This window comes from Rhizobium freirei PRF 81 (assembly GCF_000359745.1).
In the GTDB taxonomy this organism is placed as follows: Bacteria; Pseudomonadota; Alphaproteobacteria; order Rhizobiales; family Rhizobiaceae; genus Rhizobium; species Rhizobium freirei.
This window is the reverse complement of sequence record NZ_AQHN01000005.1, coordinates 171,539-191,086: the sequence shown is the minus strand read 5'-3', so window position 1 is coordinate 191,086 and position 19,548 is coordinate 171,539. Positions and strand designations below refer to the sequence as shown.

The following is a 19,548-nucleotide window of genomic DNA, read 5'->3' as shown; positions in this document are numbered from 1 at the left end:
CTGCACGGTGTCCAGCAACCATTGCCCGCGTTCCATCGCCTTGCCGGCAAGCGACGTGCCGAGATGGCCTGGAAACATCTCGGGATAGAGCGTCAGGATGGTCGCCCGGAAACTCATGGCGCGGTCACTTCCCAATGAGGGTCACTTCTTCGTCTTGCCTTGTGGCTTTTCCGGCTTTGCCGGCTTGCCGATAAGATCGTCGGGGTTGTCGATCAGGCCCGCGGCCAGCGGATCGATCAGGATCTTGCCGCCTTCAAGATCGATTTCGAGCACGGCTGCCTCGGAAAAGGGGATCAGCACGGGGCGCTTGCCCGGGCCTTTCAGCTCCAGCAGATCGCCGGCGCCGAAATCATAGATGCCGCTGACCGTGCCGTAACCCACGCCCTGGTCGTCGACGGCTTCCAGGCCTTCGAGGTCGGTGTAGAAGAATTCGTCGTCGTCGAGTTCGTCATCCGGCAGGTTGTCGCGCTCGATATAGAGTTCCAGCCCGTTCAGCGCCTCGGCGGCGTTGCGGTCGTTGACGCCACGGAAGCGCACCACGACGACGTTCTTGGCTTCGCGGATTTCGAGAACCTCGAAGCTGCGGCCGTCCATGCTGTGCAGGTTGCCGTAATCGCCAAGCGCGGTCGGGTCCGATGTGTAGGCGCGGGCGCGTACTTCGCCGCGCAGGCCTTGAGCCGCACCGATCGTGGCCATCAATACCGGGTTTTGCAGTTTCGTCATGGTCTCTTCGCCGGTTACCGGAATTATGCAGCAAATCTAAAGTGCTACAGCGACTTTGCGCGCTGGATCGGACGCGCCGGGCCGTAGTTGCGTTCTCTCATAGGCTGAACGCCAGCCGATGGGAAATGAAAAACGGGCGGCATGTCGCCATGCCACCCGTTTTCAATCAATGCGAGGTCCGATTACTCGGCAGCAGCGGCGGCGTCAGCGGCCTTCTGTGCCTTTTCAGCGGCGCGTTCCTGAGCGCGCTTGCCCGGCTTTGCCTTTTCCGGGTTGTTCTTGGCTTCGCGCGTTGCGATGCCGGCTTCGGCGAGGAAGCGCAGAACGCGGTCGGTCGGCTGTGCCCCGTGGTCGAGCCAATGCTTGATGCGCTCGGCCTTGAGTTCAACGCGCTTGGCGTCGTCCTTGGCAAGCATCGGGTTCCACGAGCCGAGGGTTTCCAGGAAGCGGCCGTCGCGCGGCGAGCGGGCGTCGGCAACAACAACGTGGTAGTACGGGCGCTTCTTGGAGCCACCGCGGGCGAGACGAATTTTCAGTGCCATGTTAAATCTCCTTAGGCTTTTCTTGACCGCTTCGTTTGGGCGGCATGTTCGTTTCTATTGTACGCGCCGCCGGCCCTCTCTCGATAGCCGCTGCACGCATTTCGGGATCACGCCTTCAGATCGGCAGCGATCTGCTCGTGATGCCGGATGACTTCCTTGATGACGAAGTTCAGGAACTTCTCGGCGAAATCCGGGTCCAGATTGGCGTCCTTTGCCAGACGGCGCAGGCGTTCGATCTGGTATTCTTCGCGCGCCGGATCAGCCGGCGGCAGGTCGTACTTGGCCTTCAGCACGCCGACTTCCTTGGTGCAGCGGAAGCGTTCGGCCAGCATGTGCACCAGTGCGGCATCGATATTGTCGATCGACTGGCGATAGTTGCCCAATTGGGCTTTGACGTCTGGATCAATCATGGGGTCAGCGATCCTTTTCACTTCTTCTTCGGCAAACCGGGAAGGCCCGGGAAACCACCGCCGAGGCCTGGCAGCTTGGCGCCGCCGAGACCGGGCAATCCACCGCCGCCGCCCAAGCCCGGCAAACCACCCGGCAGGCCGCCGGGACGGCCGAGGCCGGCGGCTTCGGCCTGCTTCTGCAGGGCTTCGAGCTGCTTGGGGTCCATGTTCGACAGGTCGGGCATGCCGCCCATCCCGCCGCCGAGGCCCATCTTGCCGGCAAGGCCGCCCATCAGCTGCTTCATCATGCCGCCTTTGCCCTTGCCGCCCATCATCTTCATCATGTCCGCCATCTGGCGGTGCATCTTCAGAAGCTTGTTGATGTCGGAGGCGTCGGTGCCGGAGCCGGCGGCGATGCGTTTCTTGCGGGAATGCTTCAGCATATCAGGGTTGGCGCGCTCGGCCTTGGTCATCGAGGAGATGATGGCGAGCTGGCGACCGAAAAGCTTGTCGTTCAGACCGGCGGCGGCCATCTTGTCCTTCATGCCGGACATGCCGGGCATCATTCCCATGATGCCGCCCATGCCGCCCATCTTCTGCATCTGGCCGAGCTGGTCGGCCAGATCGTTGAGATCGAACTTGCCCTTGGCCATCTTGGCGGCCATGGCGGCTGCCTTCTCGGCGTCGATATTCTCGGCGGCCCGCTCGACCAGCGAGACGATGTCGCCCATGCCGAGGATACGGTCGGCGATGCGGCGGGGATGGAATTCTTCCAGCTCGCCCATCTTTTCGCCGACGCCGATCAGCTTGATCGGCTTGCCCGTCACGGCGCGCATTGAAAGGGCGGCACCGCCGCGGCCGTCGCCGTCCATGCGGGTCAGCACAAGGCCGGTGATGCCGACGCGCTCGTCGAAGTTGCGGGCGAGATTGACCGCGTCCTGACCGGTCAAGCTATCGGCGACCAGCAGGATTTCGTGCGGATTGGACTTCTTCTTGATATCCGCCATCTCGACCATGAGCGGCTCGTCGATATGCGTACGGCCGGCGGTGTCGAGGATCACGACGTCATGGCCGCCGAGCTTGGCGGCCTGGACGGCGCGTGCGGCAATATCGGTCGGCGACTGGCCGGCGATGACGGGCAGCGTGTCGATGCCCGTCTGCACGCCGAGCTGGCGCAGCTGCTCCTGCGCCGCCGGACGGCGCGTGTCGAGCGAGGCCATCAGGACCTTCTTGCGGTCGCGGCTCGTCAGGCGGTTGGCGATCTTTGCCGTGGTGGTGGTCTTACCGGAGCCCTGCAGACCGACCATCATGACGACGACCGGAGCCGGCGCATTGAGATCGATGCCCACGCCTTCGCCGCCGAGCATTTCGATCAGCTCGTCATGGACGATCTTGACGACCATCTGGCCGGGCTTGATCGACTTCAGGATTTCGGCGCCGACGGCCTTTTCGCGGACGCGGTCGGTAAAGGAGCGAACGACATCCAGCGCCACGTCGGCTTCCAAAAGCGCGCGGCGAACCTCGCGAAGTGCTGCGGAAACATCGGCTTCCGAAAGCGCGCCGCGGCCTGTCAGTCCATTCAGAATGGAACCAAGACGGTCCTGGAGGTTTTCAAACATCAATTCTTCCTTATCGATCGCTCGGGATTTGGATTGGCGCCTCTGCGCGGTTCCTCGCCCGAAAACGTCGTGCTTTTCCATGACGAAAACAAGACGCAAAGCCAAAAAGCACCCGAGGGCGCATCGCGCTGTCGGGTGTTGACCTCCGGGATCTCTTTATACCTTTATGGGTCCCGGTCGGTGGCTCGGAGGCTTGTGCTCGTCGCAGATTGGGGGCGATAAACAGGAAAAGCCCGGCAAAGTCAACCCAACGCGGCGGAAATGCCTGGGATGTCGGGCCGATATCGCTATATGAACGTCGTTTTATCGGCAATGCCGGCCCCTAAATCTTGTACCGAACCCCGCCATCAGACGATTCCCCGAGATAGTTCCGAATGAATGATGCAGCCCTGACCGATCTTCTTGCCGCCTGCCGCGCTTATGCCGGCGGTCGGGTCGACCAACGTTTCAATGCGGTCGCGCAAGCCTTCTATGCGAGCGCCAAGGCGCAGCCAAAGATCGTGGCGCGTGCGGCGCGCGAGCTTGGCCGCCTGCCGCCGCCGGGCGCTGCGATCCTTGCCAATATGCTCGGCACAATCCTCGAGAAGGGCGGGGCGGTGGAGCGCAGCGGCGTCGCCGTGTGGGAGCTCTATCTGGCGTGGCTGCCGCAGATCCATCGCGGTTTTGCCGGCCGCAAGGAGCTGAGCCCGCGGCAAAGGCAGTTGCTCGACGCCTTCCAGCTGCTCGGCCAGTCCGTGGTTTCGCATCTCTCCGCCATGCCGCAGGAGCGCAAGCTTGCGGCTGACAACAAGGCGCTGATGGCGCAGCTGACCGAGCTGCAGGATTACACGCCGGGCGCGGCCTGGGTTCGCCAGGTACTCCTGAGCCGCAGCGATGCCCTGCTCGTGCTGCATCTGCCGAGCAGGCAGGGCTTTCGTCTGCGCTACGACAATATCGTCAACGGCTTTCATCTGTTCACGCTGATCCAGGCGGCCTTCGGCGAGACATTGCCCGGCGGCCGTTCGCCCAACCGGTTCATTGTCGACATGGCGCGCTGCGTGACGGTGGCCGAGGAGGGCAATGACGAGCCCTGGTGGCGCTATGAGACGGTTCGACCGGATGCACCGGGCCTCGTCGAGATTTCCGGCGAGGCGCCCGTCGATACGATTACCCGCATCGATGGCCGGCAGGTCATTCTGCTTTCGGCTCCTCATGAAGGGGCAGCGTTTTGGGATACGAGCTTCTTCACGCCGCAGCTCTTCGCCATGCCGGCGAATGTCGTGCTTGAGGGGACGCTGACGGCGGAAGAAGTTGAGGAATGGCTCGCCAAAATCGGCGTGTCGACGGGATCGCAGGGAACCGACATGCCATGACGGGCTCGGATAAGAAGAATCGCTATTATCAAGGCCCGGTTTCGGACCATTTCGACGGCCGGCGCTTTTTCAATCCCGGCGGCATCGCGCCGGGCAACGCGTTCGATCTGCTGAGATGGCAGCTCGGCGGCGGCCGGGTGCGCTGGCCAAATCCCGTCATCAGCGCCTTTCCTCCGGCAAGGCCCGACCGACATGTCTTCGGCGAGCAGATGCGGGTGACCATGGTCGGGCATGCGTCGATGCTGGTGCAGATTGCCGGGCTGAACATTTTGACCGATCCGGTCTGGTCCGAGCGGGTCAGTCCTTTCCGTTCCTTCGGGCCGAAGCGCGTAGTGGCGCCTGGCATCCGCTTCGAAGACCTGCCGCATATCGACCTCGTGCTGGTGACGCATAATCACTACGATCATCTCGATCTGGAAACGCTGGCGCGCCTGCATCAGGCGCATCAGCCGAGGATCGTGACGCCGCTCGGCAACGACACGATCATCCGGCGCGCCGTTCCTAACGCCGATATGAGCGTGGTCGATTGGGGCGATCGCATCGGCGTCAAAGCCGGCGTGACCATCGATGTCGAGCCCTGCCATCACTGGTCGGCGCGCGGCATGGGCGACCGGCGCATGGCGCTCTGGGCCGCATTCGTGCTGACTACATCATCGGGCAGGATCTATCATATCGGCGATACCGGCTTTCACGATGGCATCAATTATGAGGCGGCGGCCCGCAAGCATGGCGGCTTCCGCTTGGCGATCCTGCCTTTCGGCGCTTACGAGCCGCGCTGGTTCATGAAGGGCCAGCACCAGAACCCCGAAGAGGCGGTCAAAGGCATGAAGCTCTGCAACGCCGCCTATGTCGCCGGGCATCACTTCGCGACCTTCCAGCTGACGGATGAAGGGATCGACGAGCCTATTCATGCACTCGATGCAGCACTGAAAGCCGAGGGTGTGGAGCCGGATCGGTTTCGCCCGCTGAGGGCAGGCGAAGTCTTCGACGTGCCCGTCGTTTGACCGAGGACGCATGGGGCACAAAAAGCCGCCCCAAAAGCGCAGGGCGGCTTTTGCAAAAAGCTCCAGGATAGGCGGGCTTTACTGGTTGATCTCTGGCTCAACCAGTTTTGCCAGATTGATCAGCGATTCCTGCCAGCCGAGATAGCAGGCTTCCGGCGGGATGACATCGGGGATACCGGCCTGGGTGATGTTCACTTCGGTCCCGACCATGACCTTCTTCAGCGTCACGGTCACTTCCATTTCGCCCGGCAGGTTCGGGTCGTCGAACTTGTCGGTGTAGCGCACCAGCTCGCCCGGGACGAGTTCGCGGAAGTCGCCGCCGAAGGAATGGCTTTCGTTCGTCGTGAAATTGCGGAACGACATTTTGAACGTGCCGCCGACGCTCGGCTCCAGGTGATGCACGGTGCAGGCGAAGCCGTTCGGCGGGAGCCACTTGGCGAGCGCGTCCGCCTCGATGAATGCGCGATAGACCTTCTGCGGGCTGGTGGCCAGAACGCGGTGCAGGCGTATGGTATTCGGCATGGCTATGTTCCTTCTGAATTGACGGAGTGGACGAGCCTAGGACGAGCGAACTTTCAGTGATCCGACACGGGGTCGATGTTTTTTCGAAAAATGTTCAGCCTGCGCGAGGCCGATGGGGATGACATATGTCGGAAGCCGAATGTTGCCATGCCTCGGCGATCATCAATCTCCTGAAGAGGCGATCCTAACGTTGACACTCCTATAGTCGAGCGGCGCGCGTCTCCAATATTCCATGCCTGTTGCCATTTGCGACGAAATGCTCCCGCAGCCATTTGGCCGCCGGGCCGGCCGGTCGCTGTTTATGCCAGACAAGCTCAAGGGCGACAGGATGCGTGCCGCTGTCGAATTGAAGCGAGGGCGTCGCCAGTTCCGGCGCCAGCGGCGAGTTTGCCAGGATGTGCGCCGGAATGAGCGCCCAGCCGATGCCCTGCCGCAAAATCTGAAGAATGACCCAATGGCTTTCGACCCACCAGACTTCGGCGGCAACCCTGACCTGGTGCCTTCTGGCGATGTCGCGCCGCTTGGTGACCATGATCTGGCGGTAGCGCTTCAGATCCTCCCAGCTGACTGTGCTTTCCGCAAGCGGATGGTCCCGCCCGCAAACCATGACGAGCGGCACCCAGCCGATGGTGACGAAATCGAGTTCAGGAGGGAGCTGTTCTTCCCGCCACATCACCCCGATATCGGCCTCGCCTTCGAGAACCATCCCGGTGATGGCCTGCGAATGGGGCGACAGCAGCTCCAGCTCGACATGCGGAAACCGGTTTGCAAAGGCGGCAAAGAGGTTTCCGATTGCAGGTTCCGGATAGAGCTCGTCGATTGCGACGACGAGGCGGGTCTCGATGTGTTCGTCAAAGCTTCTCGCAACGCCGATCAGATGTTCGCGGCGATCCAGCAGCAACTTGGCTTCGGGCAGCAGCCTTGTTCCTGCTTCGGTGAGGGTCGGGTTTCGTGTCGCCCGGCTGAAGAGCTTGATGCCCAGATCGTCTTCCAGCGAAGAGATCAAGAGGCTGACGGCGGACTGTGCTTTGCGAAGGCGGCGTGCGGCAGCCGAGAAGGATCCGTTTTCCGCAGCCGCGACGAAAGCTTCCAATTGCTCCAGCGAAACGCTCATCTATCAGAATTCCAGATAGTTTCTAACTTTGTTGCCCCAATCTATCTGATAGAAAGCCGGCCGACAACAAATGTAGGAGCTTGAAAAATGCGCAGTTTCGGAGATCGTGTTCGCCACGCCGTCCTGTTTGAACTTATCGGCCTGGCCACATTCACGCCGCTCGCGGCAATCGTTCTCAATCAGCCCATCGCCCATATGGGCGTCATCGGCGTGGTCGGGGCGACAGTGGCGACACTATGGAACTTCATCTACAATCTCGGCTTCGACCGCGCGCTGATGCGTTTGCGCGGCAAGGTCCAGAAGACCATCGATATCCGGATCATCCACGCTGTGCTTTTCGAAGCGGGCCTCGTGGTCATCCTGATCCCGTTCATCGCGTGGTATCTCCAGATCACGCTCGTCGCAGCGCTTCTGATGGATATCGCCGTGGTCACCTACTATCTGGTCTACGCCTTCGTCTTCAACATCGCCTATGACTGGGTGTTTCCGGTCAAGGAGAGCCAGCAGGCGGGCGCATTGCCGGAAGCAGCTGGCTAAACCCGGCGAGGCAAGGCGACTCCGCTTGCGATCACTCGCCCTCGTGGTTCGAGATGGCTTTCAGGCCTCCTCGCCACGAGGGCTAGTTTTTTGCGCAAACCGGCTCTTCGCCTCATCGTGATGTGCAAACCTAACGGGCGAAGCCTCGAAGGATCGGGTGACCCGGAAAGCCCGGCCAATCTGCGTAAAGTGCCGTTGTTCATGTCCCACTGGTAATTCCCCCGCGTTTCCGCCATATACAGCTCGACAATAGGAATGATCCCATGAGCAATACGGTCGAATTCGCGAGGATGAACGGGCTTGGCAACAAGATCCTGGTTGTCGACATGCGCGGCCGCAAGGATGTGGTGACGGCGGCGGCGGCGATTGCGCTCAACGTCGATCCGGCCACCCAGTTCGACCAGATCATGGCGATCCACGATCCCAAGGTGCAGGGCACCGATGCCTGGATCGACATTCTGAACTGCGATGGCACGAAGGCGCAGGCCTGCGGCAATGGCACGCGCTGCGTCGTGCAAGCGCTGGCGGCCGAAACCGGCAAGAAGGTTTTCACCTTCCAGACCGTCGCCGGCATCTTGAATGCGAGAGAGCACGAAGACGGCACGATTTCGGTCGATATGGGCAAGCCGGTCTTTGCCTGGGACAAGATCCCGCTGGCCGAGGAATTTGCCGATACCAGCCGCATCGAGCTGCAGATCGGGCCGATCGACAATCCCGTCCTGCATTCGCCCTCGGTCGCCTCGATGGGCAATCCGCATGCGATCTTCTGGGTGGACAAGGACCCGATGTCCTTCGATCTCGATCGTTTCGGCCCGCTGCTCGAAAACCATCCGATGTTTCCCGAGCGTGCCAATATCACGCTGGCGCAGGTGCTTTCGCCGACGCTTGTGCGCACCCGCACCTGGGAGCGCGGCGCCGGCCTGACGCTTGCCTGCGGTTCGGCGGCTTGCGCGACGGCCGTGAGCGCCGCACGCACCGGCCGCACCGGCCGCAAGGTGACGATCGAGGTCGCCTCCGCACCGGCGCCGGGCAAGCTCACCATCGAATGGCTTGAAAGCAACGATCATGTCATCATGACAGGGCCTGCCGAATGGGAATGGTCCGGCATGGTCGACCCGGTGACCGGCAGCTTCTCGCGCGATGAAGAGCAGGGGGCTCAGGCGCGGTGAGCGGGGTCGAGGTCATTACCTTCGGCTGTCGCCTCAATACCTATGAATCCGAAGTGATGAGGTCGCAAGCGGAAGCAGCCGGGCTCAACAATGCCATTCTGGTCAATACCTGTGCCGTGACGGGCGAGGCCGTGCGCCAGGCGCGACAGGCCATCCGCCGGGCGCGGCGCGACAATCCGCATGCCCGCATCATCGTGACAGGCTGCGCGGCGCAGACCGAGAAGCAGACCTTCGCCGAAATGGCCGAGGTGGATGCCGTGCTCGGCAATGAGGAAAAGCTGAAGAGCTCTTCCTACCGCTCCCTGCCGGATTTTGGCGTTTCGGCGGAAGAAAAGCTGCGCGTCAACGACATCATGAGCGTGCGGGCAACCGCGCCGCAGATGATCCGCCATATCGATGGCCATGTACGCGCCTTCATCCAGGTGCAGAATGGCTGCGACCATCGCTGCACCTTCTGCATCATCCCCTATGGCCGCGGCAATTCGCGCTCGGTGCCGATGGGCGCCGTCGTCGATCAGGCCCGCAATCTCGTCGAGAGCGGCTATCGCGAAATCGTGCTCACCGGCGTCGATGCGACGAGCTATGGCGCCGACCTGCCGGGAACGCCGACGCTCGGCCTGCTTGCCAAGACGCTGCTGAAGCAGATCCCGGAAATCCGCCGGCTGCGGCTGTCGTCGATCGACAGCATCGAGGCCGATCAGCATCTAATGGATCTCATCGCCGACGAGCCGCGCTTCATGCCGCATCTGCATCTCTCGCTGCAGCATGGCGACGACATGATCCTCAAGCGCATGAAGCGGCGGCACTCGCGCGCCGATGCTCTCGGCTTCATCGAGGATGTGCGCCGCTTGCGCCCCGAGACAAGCTTCGGTGCCGATATGATCGCCGGATTTCCGACAGAGACGGAAGAGATGTTCGCCAATGCCGTCGGCCTGGCTGAAGAGGCCGGCATCGCACATTTGCACGTCTTCCCGTACAGCCCGCGCCCCGGCACGCCGGCCGCCCGCATGCCGCAGCTCGATCGCGGTCTGATCAAGGAACGCGCTGCCCGCCTGCGCGAGGCTGGACATAGATTGCATCAAACGCATCTCGACAAGATGGTCGGCACGCGGCAATGGCTGCTTGTGGAGAATGGCGGACTGGCGCATACGGAAAACTTCACGCTTGCCGCCGCCCCCGGCCTTCGGCCGCGCGACCTTGTGCAGGTCGCAATCACCGGCCACAATGGCAAGCACCTCGACATGCAACTTCTGGCCGCCGACGCGGCCTAATGCTTCAACGGACATTTTATGGCGCTCGGTTTCATCAAAAAAGTCTTCACTTTCGGCCGCGAAAAGCCGGCTGAAGAGCAGGCGCCTGCAGAGGTTTCGCAGAAGGTTGAGACACCTGTTATAGATGTTTCGTCGGCTTCCGAGTTTGTTGAGCCTGCGTCACCCCCCTTTGTCCCTTCGGGACATCTCCCCCACAAGGGGGGAGATCAGCTGGAGGATGCTGCGCCGACTGAGCACGAGCTACAGGCTGAAAGCCAGGCAGATGCTTCCGGCGCAAAAGAGATTGAAGCCGCTGAGGCTCCCGATTCCTTCGAGTCCGAGTCGCAAGAGCAGCATGAAGACCGTCAGGCAATCGAACCGGAGCAACCAGCCGATACTGAAGCGAATCTAGTCTCGGAAGAGCGCCCCATCGAACCGATCTCCCCCCTTGTGGGGGAGATGTCCGACAGGACAGAGGGGGGTGACGAAGCCTCGGCAAGTTCGGAACTATCGTCGATAGACCCCGAACCTTCCTCGGAAACCACCGAAACCCCATCGGCCCCCATCCTTCCCAAGGGCTTCTCCACCGCCGCCTCGGCCCCTGCGCCGGCTCCGGAAGCGCCAAAACAGAAACTCTCCTGGTTCCAGCGCCTGCGCGCCGGGCTTGCGCGCACCTCGTCGCAGCTGACCGGCCAGATCGCGGCGCTCTTCACCAAGCGCAAGCTCGACGATCAGACGCTGCAGGATCTGGAAGATCTGCTGATCCAGGCCGATCTCGGTGTCGAAACGGCGATGCGGGTCACCGATACGCTCGCTTCCGAGCGCTACGGCAAGGATGTGACGGGCGAGGATGTCGGCCGCATCATGGCGCAGGAAATCGCCAAGGTGCTGAAGCCGGTCGCAAAGCCCTTGCAGCTCGATCTCAGCCACAAGCCGCATGTCATCCTCGTGGTCGGCGTCAACGGCACCGGCAAGACGACGACGATCGGCAAGCTGGCGGCAAAGCTTTCGGGCGCAGGTCTGAAGGTCATGGTCGCCGCAGGCGATACCTTCCGTGCGGCTGCCATCGAACAATTGAAGATCTGGGCCGAGCGCACGAAATCGGAATTCATCGGCACCAAGCTCGGCGCGGATGCTGCCGGCCTTGCCTTCGATGCCTTCCAGCAGGCCAAGGCCAACAAGAGCGACGTGCTGATCATCGACACCGCCGGCCGTCTGCAGAACAAGGCGGAACTGATGGCTGAGCTCGAAAAGATCGTGCGCGTGCTCGGCAAGCTCGATCCGGATGCGCCGCATACCGTGCTGCAGACGCTCGATGCCACCACAGGCCAGAACGCCTTGAACCAGGTGGAAATCTTCCGCAACGTCGCCGGCGTCAACGGGCTGATCATGACGAAGCTCGACGGCACGGCGCGCGGCGGTATTCTCGTGGCGATCTCGGCCAAGCATAAGCTGCCGGTCTATTTCATCGGCGTCGGTGAGGGTGTAGATGATCTCGAGCCTTTCGAGGCCGAGGATTTCGCCAATGCCATCGCCGGCACTGGTGCCGGAAGCAGCCAATGAACGACAAGAACAAATTCGACGATAATGAAAGTGCCGCGATGACGAGCAGCGACAATGATCTCACCCCGAGTGCTGCCGACAGGCATCATCCCATGCTGAAGCTGGTGCTGGAACTCGGGCCGCTGCTGGTGTTCTTCTTCGGCAATCTGCGCGGCGAGTGGCTGGTGCAGCATTTTCCGCAGCTGGCGGCGCTCGGCGGCCCGCTTTTCGTCGCCACCGGCCTGTTCATGGCCGCGACGGTGATCTCGCTCATCGTTTCGAAGGTCATGCTCGGCCATCTGCCGCTGATGCCCTTCGTATCGGGCATCGTGGTGCTCGTCTTCGGCGCGCTCGGCATCTACTTGCAGAACGAGACCTTCATCAAGATGAAGCCGACCATCGTCAATGCGCTGTTTGGTGTCGCGCTGCTCGGTGGCCTTGCCTTCGGCAAGTCGCTGCTCGGCTATGTCTTCAATGCCGCCTTTCAGCTCGATGCCGAAGGCTGGCGCAAGCTGACGCTGCGCTGGGGCATCTTCTTCTTCGTTCTCGCCGTGCTCAACGAAGTCGTCTGGCGCGGCTCGAACTGGTATTATCTGCCCGACGTCAAGGCTGCGGACAATCTCTGGGTTAACTTCAAGGTGTGGGGAACGATGCCGATCACCATCCTCTTCACCCTGTCGCAAATGCCGCTGATCATGAAGCATACGATCAAGCAGCCGGCGGAAAACGGCAAATGACCGAAATGGTCGAGGGCCGCCGCCAGCAGCAAAGCTTCTGGTTCATCGCCTGCGCCCTCGTTCTGCTCGTGCAGATCGTTGCGGAACATATGATGGGCCGCGTGCCGATCTGCACATGCGGCTACGTGAAGCTGTTTGAGCCCGTCGTAAAATCCAGCGGCAATTCGCAGCATATCGCCGACTGGTACACGCCGTCGCATATCATCCACGGCTTCCTTTTCTTCGGGCTTACGCATCTGATCATGCGCGGCAAGCCGCTGTCGATGCGGCTCTTCGTTGCCATGCTGATCGAATCCGGCTGGGAGCTTCTGGAAAACTCCCCGATCATCATCAATCGCTACCGTGCCGCGACGATCTCGCTCGACTATGTCGGCGACAGCATCCTGAATTCGGCGATGGATGCGGTGTTCATGGTGGTCGGCTTCCTGTTTGCCTGGCGTGCGCCGGTGGCCGTCACGATTGCTATTGCCATCTTCTTCGAGCTGCTCACCGGCTGGCTGATCCGCGACAATCTCACGCTGAATGTGCTGATGTTGGTCTGGCCGGTCGAGGCGATCAAGACCTGGCAGGGCGGGATTTAAGCAAATTGCTCAGGATTTGCCGGTCGCCTTCGCTATAGCCGGATAGAGCCCTTCCTTCAGGCTGGTGGGCGTGAAGGGGCCGACCTGCTTGTAGAGGATCGTGCCGTCCGGGGAGACGAGGTAGGATTCCGGAATGCCGTAGACGCCCCAGTCGATGGCGGCAGAGCCGTTGGGGTCGATGCCGATGGCATTGTAGGGATTGCCGAGTTCGCCGAGGAAGCGGAGCGCGTTCTCGCTCGTGTCCTTGTAATTGATCGCCACGATATTGAGTTGGCCGCTCTTGGCGAGTTCCTTCAGCACCGGATGCTCGTCGCGGCAGGGGATGCACCAAGAGGCAAAGACGTTGACCAGCGTCAGCTTGCCCTTGATGGCGTCATCGGTCAGCGCCGGCAGATTGGAACCTTCGAGCGGCGGCAGCGCCAATTTCGGTGCCTTGGTGCCGATCAGGGCCGAGGGAATGGCCGATATGTCGGTGCCATGGACTTCCTGGTCATACATGACCTTGCCGACAGCAAGGGCGATGCAGGCAAAGACGATCAGCGGGATCAGCGCCAGCAGATAGCGTGCCGTGCCGCCCGATTTCGGCTGGTTCTTATTGTCGGTATCGGCAGTCATTTCGTCTCGCTCTCGGGCGCGCGCTGCGAGCGGCGGCGGATGCCGGAGGCTTCGAGGGCTGCCAGTTCGCGGCGGCGTAAGCGTCCGTCGATCCATACCCAGGCAATGATCGCAAGGATCATGAAGGCGGCAAAGCCATAAGAGCCGAAGACGTAGAAGGGATGCGTCATGCTATTCCTCCCGACTCGCCATGCGCGCGGCGATACGGCGCTGCGCGGCGATACGGCGGCGCCAGATCTCGTTGCGGATCGCCATCAGATGCAGCGTGAAGAACAGCAGCGTGAAGGCAAGCGCCATGATGAAGAGCGGCCGCAGGAATTCCGCATCGATGGCGGGGCCATCCATGCGCATGATGCTTTCCGACTGGTGCAGCGTGTTCCACCAGTCGACGGAGAACTTGATGATCGGGATATTGATGAAGCCGACCAGCGTCAGGATGGAAGCGACGCGAGCCGCCTTCGACGGGTCGTCCATGGCGCGGTTCAGCGCGATCAGGCCGAGATACATCAGGAACAGAATGAAGACTGAGGTCAGGCGCGCATCCCAGACCCAATAGGTGCCCCACATCGGCTTGCCCCAGAGCGAGCCGGTCACCAGAGCGATCAGCGTGAAGGCGGCGCCGAGCGGGGCCGCGGTCTTGCCGGCGACATCGGCCAGCGGATGGCGCCAGACGAGCGTGCCGATCGCCGACATGCTCATGATCGTATAGCACATCATCGACAGCCAGGCTGCCGGAACGTGAATATACATGATGCGGACGGTATCGCCCTGCTGGTAGTCGCCCGAGGTCGTAAAGGACAAATAAAGGCCGATCGCGAAAAGCACGGCCGAGATGACCGCCAGCCAGGGAATGAGACGCGCCGAAAAGGCCAGGAACCGCGTGGGGTTGGCGAGGTCGGAAAAACGGCTGATCGCAGGGCTGATATCGCTCATGCGGCTTGTTTAACCCGATATGGCTTTTCCGGCAATCGACCGCTTTGTCTCAGATCGACGAAACAGTATCACCGTTAGAGCCTTTCCGCTTTTCTTCGAAACGCGAAAACGCTCTACCCTTTTGTTTTCACGCAATTCCGGACGGAAAACCGCTTGCCACTTTTCCTGGAATTGCTCTGATCAATCAGTCGTGTTCCGCAATGCCAAAGCGGCAGCGGCCGGGCCGAGGACGGCGAAGAACAGGGTGAGCGCGATCAGGATCAGGAACGGCGGCAGGAAGGGCTGCGGCCCTTCGACGGCGGCGTAGGTGGCGCTGACGCCGAAGATCAGCACGGGAATGGTCAGCGGCAGCACGAGAATGGAGACCAGCAGTCCGCCGCGCGGCAGCGCCACGGCGACGGCGGCACCGACCGCACCGATGAAGGTGATCGCCGGTGAGCCGACAAGCAGGGTCAGCGCCGTCGCGCCGATCGCCGTCTCGTTCATATTCATAAAGAGGCCGAGAAGCGGTGAGGCGATGACGAGAGGCAGGCCGGTCGCCACCCAATGCGCCGTGCATTTGATGAAAACCGTCAGCACCAGCGGCGTTTCCTGCGTCACGAGCAGATCGAGCGAGCCGTCGTCACGCTCGGCCTGGAACAGCCGGTCGAGGCCGAGAAGGCTTGCAAGCAGCGCTCCAATCCAGACGATCGCCGGGCCGATGCGCGAGAGAAGCTTGAGATCGGGGCCGACACCGAAGGGGATGACGGTGACGACGGTGAGGAAGAAGAGAATGCCGATCAGCGCCCCGCCGCCGGCGCGCACCGAAAGTTTCAGATCGCGGAGGAAGAGGGCGGTCATGGACGATGACTTTCAAACTGCGCGGAGTGATTGCTTTTCGCTTGGCTCAAGGCGCGAGAAGCCTTTGCTTCTCGCCACCCCCCTCTGCCCTTTCGGGGCATCTCCGCCACAAGGGGGGAGATCGGTAACTTGTAGCTCACTCGGGTCCAAGCAATGGCTTCCGGCATTTGCAGATCATATCGAAGTTGCTTGAGGCAGGGTGCTGCCGTCCACGATCTCCCCCCTTGTGGGGGAGATGTCACGGTAGTGACAGAGGGGGGTAACTCATCGCGCAGCGATGAGCTTCTCATAAGGGAGATGTCATGAAGGCGTGCAGCACGAGGAGGGTAACGAAGGTGCGGCATAGGCAAAAGTATCTGTCTCATCCCCAAACCCCTTCGCTCACCCCGGCAAACCCCGTCATCCGCATTTCCTGCACATTCTCCAATCCCAGCGGCTGGTGCGTTGCAGCAAGAACAATGCCGCCATTCTTTTGATGCGCCGTGATCAGTTGTGCGAAGAGCTGGTCGGCCGAGCTGTCGAGCGCTGCGGTCGGTTCGTCGAGGATCCAGATCGGGCGGTAGGCGACGAGAAGCTTCGCAAAAGCGATTCGCCGCTGCTGGCCGGCGGAGAGATAGCCGAAGGGCAGATGGATGATGTCGGCGAGCCCGACGGCGTCAGCCGCTTCATCGACATCCAGACCGAAGCCGCCCGCCATGTCGCCGAAGAAGGTTTTCCAGAAGGTCAGGTTTTCTGTCACGGTCAGCTCGGATTTCATCGCGTTGCGATGGCCAAGATAGTGGCTGGCCTCGCCTGCCGGCCGGGCCGATTCTCCGTCTTTTCCGGTGAATGTGACAGTGCCTTTTTCCTGCCTGAGAAGGCCCGCGATAACTCGTAAAAGCGTTGATTTTCCAGACCCGTTGCGGCCAGTCAGAACGAGGGCTTCGCCGCCAGCCAAGTTGAGGGAAACATTCGAGAAAATCAGGTCCTCGCCCCGCCTTGCCGCCAGATTTTCAGCGCATAGATGCATTCGCTCAGGCTTTCCCCGTTTTCGTTGCCGCAACGCGCAAAAAATTGTCCAAATTTGCGCTTTGTCACTCTGGCAAGTCTTTACGAAATTATCTATAAGACCTGCAACCACGCCAGCGGTCGGCGTGAATTTCATCCTTGCGCCGAACTTAAGGTTTTCTGCCTTACGTGCGGACAGCGGAAATGGCCGTACCCGCATCCTGATGTGCATAAAGTGCATAGGCGTTCGCACGACTGTGTTGGCTATCAGAAACGGGGTATCTCGTGTCTAAATCTCTTGACAGTTTCAATTGTCGTTCCACGTTGACCGTGGGCGGGAAAGACTATGTCTATTTCAGCCTTCCCAAGGCTGAGGCCAATGGTCTGCCCGGCGTTTCCAAGCTGCCTTATTCCATGAAGGTGCTTCTGGAAAACCTGCTGCGTTTTGAAGACGGGCAGTCGGTCACGAAGGACCATATCCTTGCCGTCGCCGAGTGGCTGACCAACAAGGGCACCGTCGAGAACGAAATCGCTTATCGCCCGGCACGCGTGCTGATGCAGGACTTCACCGGCGTTCCCGCCGTCGTCGACCTTGCTGCCATGCGCGACGCGATGGTCTCCCTCGGCGGCGATCCGGAAAAGATCAATCCGCTCGTTCCCGTCGACCTCGTCATCGACCACTCCGTCATCGTCGACGAATTCGGCACGCCGCAGGCTTTCGCCAAGAACGTCGAGCTGGAATACCAGCGCAACGGCGAACGCTACCGCTTCCTGAAGTGGGGCCAGCAGGCATTCAAGAACTTCCGCGTCGTTCCTCCCGGCACCGGCATCTGTCACCAGGTCAACCTCGAATATCTCGGCCAGACCGTCTGGACGAAGGAAGAGGACGGCGAAACGATCGCTTATCCCGACACCTGCGTCGGCACCGATTCGCACACGACGATGATCAACGGCCTCGGCGTTCTCGGCTGGGGTGTGGGCGGTATCGAAGCTGAAGCTGCGATGCTCGGCCAGCCGGTCTCCATGCTGCTTCCGGAAGTCATCGGCTTCAAGCTCACCGGCAAGCTCAAGGAAGGCGTGACCGCGACAGACCTCGTGCTGACCGTCGTGCAGATGCTGCGCAAGAAGGGCGTCGTTTCCAAGTTCGTCGAATTCTTCGGCCCCGGCCTCGACAACATGCCGCTCGCCGACCGTGCCACCATCGGCAACATGGGTCCGGAATACGGCGCGACCTGCGGCTTCTTCCCGGTCGACAAGGAAACGCTGAACTATCTCAACATGTCCGGCCGCGCCAAGGACCGCATCGCGCTCGTCGAAGCCTATTCGAAGGCTCAGGGCATGTGGCGCGACAATGACGGTTCCGACCTCGTCTTCACCGACACGCTGGAACTCGATCTTGGCGACGTCGTGCCGTCAATGGCTGGCCCGAAGCGTCCGGAAGGCCGCATCGCGCTGGAAAACATCGCTTCCGGCTTCGCAACCTCGCTGGATACCGAATACAAGAAGCCCGGCCAGCTTTCCAACCGCTATGCGGTTGAAGGCACGGATTTCGATATCGGCCATGGCGACGTTGCCATCGCTGCCATCACCTCCTGCACCAACACCTCCAACCCGTCGGTGCTGATCGCTGCCGGTCTGCTCGCCCGCAACGCCGTTGCCAAGGGCCTGAAGACCAAGCCATGGGTCAAGACCTCGCTCGCACCGGGATCGCAGGTCGTCGGCGAATACCTCGCCAAGTCCGGCCTGCAGGCCGATCTGGACAAGCTCGGCTTCAACCTGGTCGGCTTCGGCTGCACTACCTGCATCGGCAACTCCGGCCCGCTGCCGGCGCCGATCTCCAAGACGATCAACGACAAGGGCCTGATCGTATCGGGCGTTCTCTCCGGTAACCGCAACTTCGAAGGCCGTATTTCGCCTGACGTCCAGGCAAACTACCTGGCTTCGCCGCCGCTCGTCGTCGCCTATGCGCTTGCAGGCTCTGTGCAGCTCGATCTGACGAAGGAGCCGATCGGCGAAGACCAGAACGGCAAGCCCGTTTACCTGAAGGACATCTGGCCGACCTCGCATGAGGTTCAGGAGTTCATCCAGAAGTACGTCACCCGCGAGCTCTACGAGAGCAAGTATGCCGACGTCTTCAAGGGCGATGCCAACTGGCAGGCGGTTCAGGTTCCTCCGGGCCAGACCTATGCCTGGGACGACAACTCGACCTACGTCCAGAACCCGCCTTACTTCGTGGGCATGGGCAAGAAGGGCGCCGGCGTTTCCGACATCAAGGGCGCTCGCGTTCTCGGCCTCTTCGGCGACAAGATCACCACCGACCACATTTCGCCTGCCGGTTCGATCAAGGCTGCCTCGCCGGCCGGTTCCTACCTCATCGGTCATGGCGTCGGTGTCGCCGACTTCAACCAGTACGGCACGCGCCGCGGCAACCATGAAGTCATGATGCGCGGCACCTTCGCCAACATCCGCATCCGCAACCACATGCTCGGCGCGAACGGCAAGGAAGGTGGCTACACCATCCACTACCCGTCCAAGGAAGAGACGTCGATCTACGATGCGGCCATGCAGTACAAGGCAGAAGGCGTTCCGCTCGTCATCTTCGCAGGTGTCGAATACGGCAATGGCTCGTCGCGCGACTGGGCTGCCAAGGGCACGAACCTGCTCGGCGTGCGCGCCGTGATCGCCCAGTCCTTCGAGCGTATCCACCGCTCGAACCTCGTCGGCATGGGCGTCATTCCCTTCGTCTTCGAGGACGGCACCACCTGGGCAAGCCTCGGCCTGAAGGGCGACGAACTCGTCACGATCGAAGGCCTGGCAGACATCAAGCCGCGCGAGCGCAAGATCGCCAAGGTCACCTATGGCGACGGCACGGTTCGCGATATCCCGATCATCTGCCGTATCGATACGCTGGATGAGGTCGTCTACGTCAACAATGGCGGCATCCTGCAGACCGTTCTGCGCGATCTCGCTGCCTGATTGGCGTCTGAGCTAATCTTGTGCGCCGCCGGGAAACTCTCCCGGCGGCCTCTTGTTTTTCACGGTGATGTGTACGGCGCTGCTGCCACGCGGCCCAGGCCTCACCCCATCGTGAC

At 61.4% G+C, this 19,548-nt stretch carries 20 protein-coding genes and 1 pseudogene; 9 read left to right on the top strand and 12 right to left on the bottom strand.

Annotated features, from left to right (window positions below; translation table 11 throughout):
• The 5 genes and pseudogenes from RHSP_RS34465 to ffh form a co-directional block, all read right to left on the bottom strand.
• Positions 1-117 (bottom strand): annotated as a pseudogene (locus RHSP_RS34465) (tRNA (guanosine(37)-N1)-methyltransferase TrmD); the annotation flags it as partial.
• A 24-nt stretch (positions 118-141) separates the two neighbouring features.
• Positions 142-723 (bottom strand): ribosome maturation factor RimM, encoded by a 582-nt coding sequence (gene rimM / locus RHSP_RS02085; protein WP_004107970.1) that lies wholly within the window; start codon positions 721-723, stop codon positions 142-144.
• A gap of 182 nt (positions 724-905) precedes the next feature.
• On the bottom strand, positions 906-1,265 hold the full coding sequence (gene rpsP, locus RHSP_RS02080) for a 30S ribosomal protein S16 (protein WP_004107969.1): 360 nt from the start codon (positions 1,263-1,265) through the stop codon (positions 906-908).
• Between the two features lie 107 nt (positions 1,266-1,372).
• The gene (locus RHSP_RS02075) at positions 1,373-1,675 is read right to left on the bottom strand and encodes a chorismate mutase (protein ID WP_004107967.1); all 303 of its coding nucleotides are present in this window, start codon (positions 1,673-1,675) and stop codon (positions 1,373-1,375) included.
• Positions 1,676-1,692: 17 nt separating this feature from the next.
• Positions 1,693-3,273: a signal recognition particle protein gene (gene ffh, locus RHSP_RS02070; RefSeq protein WP_004107965.1), complete on the bottom strand. Its 1,581-nt coding sequence runs from the start codon at positions 3,271-3,273 to the stop codon at positions 1,693-1,695.
• A gap of 374 nt (positions 3,274-3,647) precedes the next feature.
• Here ffh and RHSP_RS02065 point away from each other — a divergent pair, with 374 nt between their 5' ends.
• Positions 3,648-4,625, top strand: coding sequence for a hypothetical protein (locus RHSP_RS02065; RefSeq protein WP_004107959.1), 978 nt, complete (start codon positions 3,648-3,650; stop codon positions 4,623-4,625).
• Positions 4,622-5,629, top strand: coding sequence for an MBL fold metallo-hydrolase (locus RHSP_RS02060; protein WP_004107958.1), 1,008 nt, complete (start codon positions 4,622-4,624; stop codon positions 5,627-5,629). Before RHSP_RS02065 ends, RHSP_RS02060 begins: the two co-directional genes overlap by 4 nt.
• Positions 5,630-5,707: 78 nt before the next feature.
• Here RHSP_RS02060 and RHSP_RS02055 read toward each other — a convergent pair whose 3' ends face one another.
• Together RHSP_RS02055 and RHSP_RS02050 are read right to left on the bottom strand one after the other, a co-directional pair.
• Positions 5,708-6,151 (bottom strand): SRPBCC family protein, encoded by a 444-nt coding sequence (locus RHSP_RS02055; protein ID WP_004107957.1) that lies wholly within the window; start codon positions 6,149-6,151, stop codon positions 5,708-5,710.
• Positions 6,152-6,350: 199 nt separating this feature from the next.
• On the bottom strand, positions 6,351-7,265 hold the full coding sequence (locus tag RHSP_RS02050) for a LysR family transcriptional regulator (RefSeq protein WP_004107956.1): 915 nt from the start codon (positions 7,263-7,265) through the stop codon (positions 6,351-6,353).
• 87 nt (positions 7,266-7,352) lie between these two features.
• On the opposite strand from RHSP_RS02050, the gene RHSP_RS02045 reads away from it, so the two are divergent.
• The 6 genes from RHSP_RS02045 to RHSP_RS02020 all read left to right on the top strand — a co-directional run bounded on the left by RHSP_RS02045 (position 7,353) and on the right by RHSP_RS02020 (position 13,081).
• On the top strand, positions 7,353-7,802 hold the full coding sequence (locus tag RHSP_RS02045; RefSeq protein WP_004107955.1) for a PACE efflux transporter: 450 nt from the start codon (positions 7,353-7,355) through the stop codon (positions 7,800-7,802).
• 263 nt (positions 7,803-8,065) lie between these two features.
• Complete coding sequence (dapF, locus tag RHSP_RS02040) at positions 8,066-8,971, top strand: diaminopimelate epimerase (protein WP_037149034.1); 906 nt, start codon at positions 8,066-8,068, stop codon at positions 8,969-8,971.
• Complete coding sequence (gene mtaB, locus RHSP_RS02035; protein WP_004107951.1) at positions 8,968-10,242, top strand: tRNA (N(6)-L-threonylcarbamoyladenosine(37)-C(2))-methylthiotransferase MtaB; 1,275 nt, start codon at positions 8,968-8,970, stop codon at positions 10,240-10,242. Before dapF ends, mtaB begins: the two co-directional genes overlap by 4 nt.
• A gap of 18 nt (positions 10,243-10,260) precedes the next feature.
• Positions 10,261-11,784, top strand: coding sequence for a signal recognition particle-docking protein FtsY (ftsY, locus tag RHSP_RS02030; protein WP_004107949.1), 1,524 nt, complete (start codon positions 10,261-10,263; stop codon positions 11,782-11,784).
• Positions 11,781-12,500: a septation protein A gene (locus RHSP_RS02025; protein WP_004107947.1), complete on the top strand. Its 720-nt coding sequence runs from the start codon at positions 11,781-11,783 to the stop codon at positions 12,498-12,500. Before ftsY ends, RHSP_RS02025 begins: the two co-directional genes overlap by 4 nt.
• On the top strand, positions 12,497-13,081 hold the full coding sequence (locus RHSP_RS02020; protein WP_004107945.1) for a DUF2585 domain-containing protein: 585 nt from the start codon (positions 12,497-12,499) through the stop codon (positions 13,079-13,081). The genes RHSP_RS02025 and RHSP_RS02020 overlap by 4 nt, the downstream gene beginning before the upstream one ends.
• A 9-nt stretch (positions 13,082-13,090) precedes the next feature.
• Here RHSP_RS02020 and RHSP_RS02015 read toward each other — a convergent pair whose 3' ends face one another.
• The 5 genes from RHSP_RS02015 to ccmA all read right to left on the bottom strand — a co-directional run bounded on the left by RHSP_RS02015 (position 13,091) and on the right by ccmA (position 16,478).
• Entirely contained in the window at positions 13,091-13,696 is a 606-nt protein-coding gene (locus tag RHSP_RS02015) for a DsbE family thiol:disulfide interchange protein (protein ID WP_004107943.1), read from the bottom strand.
• Positions 13,693-13,866 carry a heme exporter protein CcmD gene (gene ccmD / locus RHSP_RS02010; RefSeq protein WP_004107941.1) on the bottom strand — a complete coding sequence of 58 codons (174 nt, stop codon included), beginning with the start codon at positions 13,864-13,866 and terminating at the stop codon, positions 13,693-13,695. The genes RHSP_RS02015 and ccmD overlap by 4 nt, the downstream gene beginning before the upstream one ends.
• A gap of 1 nt (position 13,867) precedes the next feature.
• A complete protein-coding gene (locus RHSP_RS02005) occupies positions 13,868-14,629 on the bottom strand; it encodes a heme ABC transporter permease (RefSeq protein ID WP_004107939.1) in 762 nt (253 codons plus the stop codon).
• Positions 14,630-14,809: 180 nt separating this feature from the next.
• Positions 14,810-15,469, bottom strand: coding sequence for a heme exporter protein CcmB (gene ccmB / locus RHSP_RS02000; RefSeq protein WP_004107938.1), 660 nt, complete (start codon positions 15,467-15,469; stop codon positions 14,810-14,812).
• Positions 15,470-15,830: 361 nt separating this feature from the next.
• On the bottom strand, positions 15,831-16,478 hold the full coding sequence (ccmA, locus tag RHSP_RS01995) for a heme ABC exporter ATP-binding protein CcmA (RefSeq protein ID WP_004107936.1): 648 nt from the start codon (positions 16,476-16,478) through the stop codon (positions 15,831-15,833).
• A 263-nt stretch (positions 16,479-16,741) separates the two neighbouring features.
• Here ccmA and acnA point away from each other — a divergent pair, with 263 nt between their 5' ends.
• The gene (gene acnA / locus RHSP_RS01990; RefSeq protein ID WP_004107934.1) at positions 16,742-19,432 is read left to right on the top strand and encodes an aconitate hydratase AcnA; all 2,691 of its coding nucleotides are present in this window, start codon (positions 16,742-16,744) and stop codon (positions 19,430-19,432) included.
• Positions 19,433-19,548: the final 116 nt, after the last annotated feature.

Coding starts and splice junctions, on each gene's coding strand:
- ccmA (WP_004107936.1), bottom strand. CDS start 16,478: ATGCATCTATGCGCTGAAAATCTGGCGGCAAGGCGGGGCGAGGACCTG.
- RHSP_RS02050 (WP_004107956.1), bottom strand. CDS start 7,265: ATGAGCGTTTCGCTGGAGCAATTGGAAGCTTTCGTCGCGGCTGCGGAA.
- RHSP_RS02075 (WP_004107967.1), bottom strand. CDS start 1,675: ATGATTGATCCAGACGTCAAAGCCCAATTGGGCAACTATCGCCAGTCG.
- ftsY (WP_004107949.1), top strand. CDS start 10,261: ATGGCGCTCGGTTTCATCAAAAAAGTCTTCACTTTCGGCCGCGAAAAG.
- ccmD (WP_004107941.1), bottom strand. CDS start 13,866: ATGACGCATCCCTTCTACGTCTTCGGCTCTTATGGCTTTGCCGCCTTC.
- RHSP_RS02060 (WP_004107958.1), top strand. CDS start 4,622: ATGACGGGCTCGGATAAGAAGAATCGCTATTATCAAGGCCCGGTTTCG.
- RHSP_RS02025 (WP_004107947.1), top strand. CDS start 11,781: ATGAACGACAAGAACAAATTCGACGATAATGAAAGTGCCGCGATGACG.
- RHSP_RS02045 (WP_004107955.1), top strand. CDS start 7,353: ATGCGCAGTTTCGGAGATCGTGTTCGCCACGCCGTCCTGTTTGAACTT.
- ffh (WP_004107965.1), bottom strand. CDS start 3,273: ATGTTTGAAAACCTCCAGGACCGTCTTGGTTCCATTCTGAATGGACTG.
- rpsP (WP_004107969.1), bottom strand. CDS start 1,265: ATGGCACTGAAAATTCGTCTCGCCCGCGGTGGCTCCAAGAAGCGCCCG.
- RHSP_RS02005 (WP_004107939.1), bottom strand. CDS start 14,629: ATGAGCGATATCAGCCCTGCGATCAGCCGTTTTTCCGACCTCGCCAAC.
- RHSP_RS02065 (WP_004107959.1), top strand. CDS start 3,648: ATGAATGATGCAGCCCTGACCGATCTTCTTGCCGCCTGCCGCGCTTAT.
- rimM (WP_004107970.1), bottom strand. CDS start 723: ATGACGAAACTGCAAAACCCGGTATTGATGGCCACGATCGGTGCGGCT.
- dapF (WP_037149034.1), top strand. CDS start 8,066: ATGAGCAATACGGTCGAATTCGCGAGGATGAACGGGCTTGGCAACAAG.
- RHSP_RS02020 (WP_004107945.1), top strand. CDS start 12,497: ATGACCGAAATGGTCGAGGGCCGCCGCCAGCAGCAAAGCTTCTGGTTC.
- RHSP_RS02055 (WP_004107957.1), bottom strand. CDS start 6,151: ATGCCGAATACCATACGCCTGCACCGCGTTCTGGCCACCAGCCCGCAG.
- ccmB (WP_004107938.1), bottom strand. CDS start 15,469: ATGACCGCCCTCTTCCTCCGCGATCTGAAACTTTCGGTGCGCGCCGGC.
- RHSP_RS02015 (WP_004107943.1), bottom strand. CDS start 13,696: ATGACTGCCGATACCGACAATAAGAACCAGCCGAAATCGGGCGGCACG.